Origin of the sequence: Oleiagrimonas sp., assembly GCF_027858935.1 — a bacterium.
In the GTDB taxonomy this organism is placed as follows: domain Bacteria; phylum Pseudomonadota; class Gammaproteobacteria; order Xanthomonadales; family Rhodanobacteraceae; genus Oleiagrimonas.
On the sequence record NZ_JAQIBU010000190.1, the window covers coordinates 1 to 5256 of the forward strand.

Annotated in this window: 6 protein-coding genes; 5 read left to right on the plus strand and 1 reads right to left on the minus strand. The window is 63.8% G+C overall.

The genetic code is table 11. From position 1 onward, the window contains the following. The 4 genes from PF446_RS07040 to PF446_RS07055 all read left to right on the plus strand — a co-directional run. Positions 1 to 407, plus strand: a 407-nt coding sequence (locus PF446_RS07040) for an aminodeoxychorismate/anthranilate synthase component II (RefSeq protein ID WP_298070583.1), incomplete at its 5' end; no start/stop codon positions are given. 22 nt (positions 408 to 429) lie between these two features. Further along, complete coding sequence (gene trpD / locus PF446_RS07045; protein ID WP_298070584.1) at positions 430 to 1470, plus strand: anthranilate phosphoribosyltransferase; 1041 nt, start codon at positions 430 to 432, stop codon at positions 1468 to 1470. Between the two features lie 69 nt (positions 1471 to 1539). Next, complete coding sequence (trpC, locus tag PF446_RS07050) at positions 1540 to 2331, plus strand: indole-3-glycerol phosphate synthase TrpC (RefSeq protein ID WP_298070586.1); 792 nt, start codon at positions 1540 to 1542, stop codon at positions 2329 to 2331. 22 nt (positions 2332 to 2353) lie between these two features. After that, on the plus strand, positions 2354 to 3025 hold the full coding sequence (locus PF446_RS07055; protein WP_298070588.1) for a haloacid dehalogenase-like hydrolase: 672 nt from the start codon (positions 2354 to 2356) through the stop codon (positions 3023 to 3025). 395 nt (positions 3026 to 3420) lie between these two features. On the opposite strand, the gene crp is transcribed toward PF446_RS07055, so the two are convergent. Further along, entirely contained in the window at positions 3421 to 4035 is a 615-nt protein-coding gene (crp, locus tag PF446_RS07060) for a cAMP-activated global transcriptional regulator CRP (RefSeq protein WP_298070590.1), read from the minus strand. Between the two features lie 492 nt (positions 4036 to 4527). Between crp and speD the strand changes: the two genes are divergently transcribed. Then, positions 4528 to 5256: adenosylmethionine decarboxylase (speD, locus tag PF446_RS07065; protein ID WP_298070592.1), on the plus strand; the 729-nt coding region annotated here is incomplete at its 3' end.

A 5256-nucleotide genomic window follows, 5' to 3' on the forward strand; every position in this document is an offset into this window, starting at 1 on the left:
CGGTGATCGAGCAGCTGTCCGGTGAGGTGCCGATCTTCGGCGTGTGCCTGGGTCACCAGGCGCTGGGCCAGATGTTCGGGGGCAAGGTCGTGCGGGCCAAGCAGATCATGCACGGCAAGACCTCGCCGGTGCGTCATCGTGGCGCGGGCGTGTTTGCCGGGCTGCCCGATCCGCTCGTGGCCACGCGCTACCATTCGCTGGTAGTCGCGCCCGAGTCCGTGCCCGATTGCCTGGAAGTGACGGCCTGGACCGAGAATCCGGACGGCAGCGTCGAAGAGGTCATGGGCCTGCGCCACCGCACCCTGGCGGTCGAGGGCGTGCAGTTCCATCCGGAGTCGATCCTGACGCGGCAAGGCCACGATATCCTGCGAAACTTCCTTGGCCTGCAGTTGCCCAAGGCAGCCTGACCTGTACCCGGAGCCAGATTTCATGCCCATTACGCCGCACGAGGCCCTCAAGCGCACCATCGAGCATCGCGAGATCTTTCACGACGAGATGGTCGAGTTGATGCGCCAGATCATGGCTGGTGACGTGACCCCGCTGATGACCGCAGCGATTCTTACCGGTCTGCGCGTGAAAAAGGAGACCATCGGCGAAATCACCGGGGCAGCGCGTGTGATGCGCGAGCTGGCGACCCCCGTGCATGTAGCCGACAACGCGCATTTCGTCGATATCGTCGGTACCGGTGGCGACGGGGCCAGCAGCTTCAACATCTCGACCACGGCGATGTTCGTGGCCGCAGCGGCGGGTGCCCGGGTGGCCAAGCACGGCGGCCGCAGCGTGTCGTCCAAATCCGGCAGTGCAGACCTGCTCGAGGCACTCGGTGCGCGCATCGACCTGAATCCGGAACAGGTGGCCCAATGCCTGGACGAGATCGGCATCGGCTTCATGTATGCGCCCAACCATCATCCGGCGATGAAGGCGGTGGCGCCGGTACGCCGCGAGATGGGCGTGCGCACGCTGTTCAACATCCTCGGGCCGTTGACCAACCCGGCGGGCGCGCCGAACATCCTGATGGGCGTATTCCACGAAGACCTGGTCGGTATCCAGGTGCGTGTGCTCGAACGTCTGGGCGTGCAGCGCGCGCTGGTGGTCTATGGACGTGACGGACTGGACGAAATTTCGCTCGGCGCCACCACGCTGGTGGGCGAGTTGCGCGATGGTGTGGTCCGCGAGTACGAGATCGAGCCGGAGGATTTCGGTCTTGCGATGGCTTCCAGTCGCAACCTGCGCGTGGAAGATGCCGAACATTCGATGCGCATGGTGATGGATGTACTCCAGGGAACGCCCGGTGTCGCCCGCGACATTGTCCAGATCAATGCAGGCGCCGCGCTCTATCTCACCGGCCGGTCCGACAGTATCGACGCAGGGATCCATTTGGCGCGTGAAACCATCGAGAGCGGCGCCGCCCTCGGGAAAATGCATGCCTTCGTTCGCGCCACACAGACCCTTGCCGACAGCGCTTCCTGATTCGGCTTGCATCCGCTGCAGCCCCTGCGATTCAATCTACCCTGACCCTTTCTTCGAAATCCCGTTCCCATGTCCGATATCCTGCAACGCATACTCGCCCGCAAGACCGAGGAGATCGCCGAGCGCCAGGCCAAACTGCCGTTGTCGGAGCTCGCGGCCCGCTGCGCCGATCTGCCTGATACACGGGGTTTTGCCGCAGCGATGGAGGCACGCATCGATGCCGGTGACCCGGCGGTGATCGCCGAGGTCAAGAAGGCCAGCCCAAGCAAGGGCCTGATCCGGGCGGATTTTGATCCGGCCAGCATTGCCAGGGCCTACGCCAAGGCCGGTGCAGCCTGCCTTTCGGTGCTTACCGACAAGGATTTCTTCCAGGGCAGCGAGGCCTTCCTCAAGGCCGCCCGCGAAGCCTGCAAGCTGCCGGTGCTGCGCAAGGACTTCACCGTAGCGCCCTACCAGGTGTACGAGTCGCGCACCATAGGCGCCGACTGCATTCTGTTGATCGTGGCCGCGCTGGAGGATGACATGCTGCTGGAGCTCGCTCTGCTGGCCGCGCAGCTGAACATGGACGTGCTGGTCGAGGTGCACAACGCGGACGAGCTGGATCGCGCGCTGGCGGTACCCGCATCGCTGATCGGCATCAACAACCGCAATCTGCGCACCTTCAAGACCTCGCTGGACACCTCCCTGGACCTGCGCGAATACGTGCCCTACGACCGCGTACTGGTGACCGAGAGCGGTATCCGTACTCCGGAAGACGTCGAGAACATGCGCGAGGCGGGCATCGAGGGCTTCCTGATTGGCGAGGCGTGCATGCGTGCCGAGGATCCCGGTGCCGAGCTCAGACGCCTGTTCTTCAACTGACGCAATGAACGAAACCCCGCAGATGAGTGCCGTGTCCCGCCCGGCGCAACGTACGGTGCTGTTCGATTTCGACGGCGTGCTGCTGCGTGGCGATGCCTTCGGAGAATTCGTCCGCGCGCACCTGCGACGCGAGCGCTGGCGACAGGTCCTGGGCCTGCTGCTTGCCGTGCCCGTGCTGCCCACCTTGCCGTTCACCCGGCGTTGGGTGGTGCGCATGTTCATCTTCGCCACCCTGGTCGGCCTGTCCGAGGCGCGCTACCGCACACGGGCCACGGCTTTTGGTGCAACGCTCGCCCGCCAGCCGCGGCGCTTCCACCGCGCTGCGCTCACGCAATTGCGGCGCCACCTGGCCGCGGGCGACGCGGTAATGATCGTCACCGGCTGCGAGGAGACCCTGGTGCGCAGCATCTTTGACGAACTGGGTCTGAAGGGCCTTCCGTTGCTGGCCTCGCGTCTGAAACCGGGTCGGCTGGGCATGCGCGTGGACCTTTACAACGTGGGCCTGAACAAGGTGCGTTCGCTGCAGGCAGCCGGCGTGTCGCCCCCATGGCACGTGGCCTACGGCGATTCGCACTGGGACCTGCCGATGCTGCGCGAGGCAGGGGAGGCGGTGCTGGTCAACGCCACGCCGAAATGGTGCAAGAAGGTCGAGCGGGTCCTCGGCCGTAGCGTGACGCGCGTGCACTGGCATTAGGACCCGGCGTAGCCCGTATAAGCGAAGCGCATCCGGGGCGGACGGTATCGACTCGTAAGACGCAATGCGCGGTACGCATGACCTGCCGGGGCCGCGTTGCGGCCCATCCCGGATGCGCGGTGCTTATCCGGGCTACGGGAGAGTCGGCGGTATGTGTGGCTCATTGAGCAGCCCACGATACGGTTCACTTCCGGGTTGAGATGCGGATCGGGGTGGCTTTCGGATGGCGGGCCCGGATCAGGCGTAGCCCGGATAAGCGAAGCGCATCCGGGGCGGACGATATCGACTCGCGAGGCGCAACGTGCTGTTCGCAAAGCTTGCCGGGGCCAGGTCGTGGCCCATCCCGGATGTGCGGTGCTTATCCGGGCTACGGGGGGATCGTTGCGGTGTGTGGCTCAGCGGGTGCCCAGCACCACGATGGTCTTGCCGGTCACATCGATCGTGCCCTGCTCCTCCAGTTGCTTGAGCACGCGGCCGACCATCTCGCGTGAGCAGCCGACGATGCGGCTCACTTCCTGTCGCGAGATGCGGATCTGGGTGCCTTCCGGGTGGCTCATGGCGTCCGGCTCCTCGCACAGGTCCAGCAGGGTCTGGGCGACACGGTTGGTGACATCCATGAAGGCCATGCGGCTGACCTGGCGCGAGGTGCGCAGCAAACGGTTGGTGAGCTGGAAGCCAATCGAGAACAGCAACTTGGGACATTCATCCTTGAGCGAGGTCTCGAACAGCTGGAACAGGCGCTCGTAGCTGATCTCGGCCAGCTCGCAGACAGTTCGGGTACGCACCAGGGATTCGCGCTGGGACTGGTCCACGAACAACCCCATCTCGCCGATGTACTGACCGCGGTTGATATAGGCCAGGATCAGTTCGCGGCCGTTCTCGTCCTCGCTGCAGACGGCGACCGAGCCGTCGATGATGTAATACAGGGTATTCGCCGGATCACCCGGCCGCACGATGGCGGTCTTCTTCGGATAGCGGCGTCGGTGGCAGTGCGCAAGGAAACGCTCCATCGACTGCGGATCCGGGCCGAGTGCACCTGGCGCGTGATGACGGACGAATTGCTGCTGCAGGAGATATTTCAGTTGGGCCACGATGAGCTTCCGTCTGCGACTGGTCGGTGAATATCCCCTGTCATGTACCACAGGACCATGGAGTGAGACCCGGGCCCCGTTCTTGACTGTCATACTATAGCCATTCACGGTCATGTGGCGAAACGTACAGCGAAATGAATGCGCAGCCCCGGAGCCGTTGCGGACCGGATGCGGTGCGCCTCGGGACGTCGTCACCGATACGGCACGCGCGCTTCTTGCGGTGATGGCCACGGGCTCGGCTTCAAATCGATGCATGCATGTCGCATAATTGCAGCCCTTGGGTGTGTCAGAATCGCACGCCATCGACCCGCGCAGCGGGCCCGGCACGGAGCCACCGTGCGGCCAGGCTGCACCCTGAAGATCTGCCGGTGCCGCCTGCGCAGAGCCAACGTGAGCCTTCCGGAGGGCCGCCTGTTGAAACCACTTCCGCGTCTTCGGCTCCAGGGCTTCAACAACCTCACCAAGGCCCTGAGCTTCAATATCTACGATGTCTGCTACGCCGTCTCCGAGGAGCAGCGTCAGCGCTACATCGAGTACATCGACGAGGCCTATGACGCCGACCGGCTGACCCAGATCCTCACCGACGTGGCCGACATCATCGGCGCCAACATCCTCAATATCGCCCGCCAGGACTACGATCCGCAGGGCGCCTCGGTGACCATCCTGATCTCCGAGCAGCCGGTGGTGGACAAGCTGGGCCGCGATTCCATCTCGGGCGCGGTGGCGCATCTGGACAAGAGCCACATCACCGTCCACACCTATCCGGAAACTCATCCGCACAATGGCATCGCGACCTTCCGCGCGGACATCGACGTGGCCACCTGCGGCGTGATCTCGCCGCTGAAGGCCCTGAACTACCTGATCGACAGCTTCGAGTCCGACATCGTGATCATGGATTACCGTGTGCGCGGCTTCACCCGCGACGTGAAGGGCAAGAAGCACTACATCGATCACAAGATCAACTCGATTCAGGACTATCTGGCGCGGCACATCCGCCAGAAGTACGAGATGTTCGACGTGAACGTGTACCAGGAGAACATGTTCCACACCAAGATGCACATCAAGGACTTCGACCTGGATACCTACCTGTTTGAAGCCCACGCCGACGAGCTTTCGTTCAAGGAACGCAAGCGCATCGAG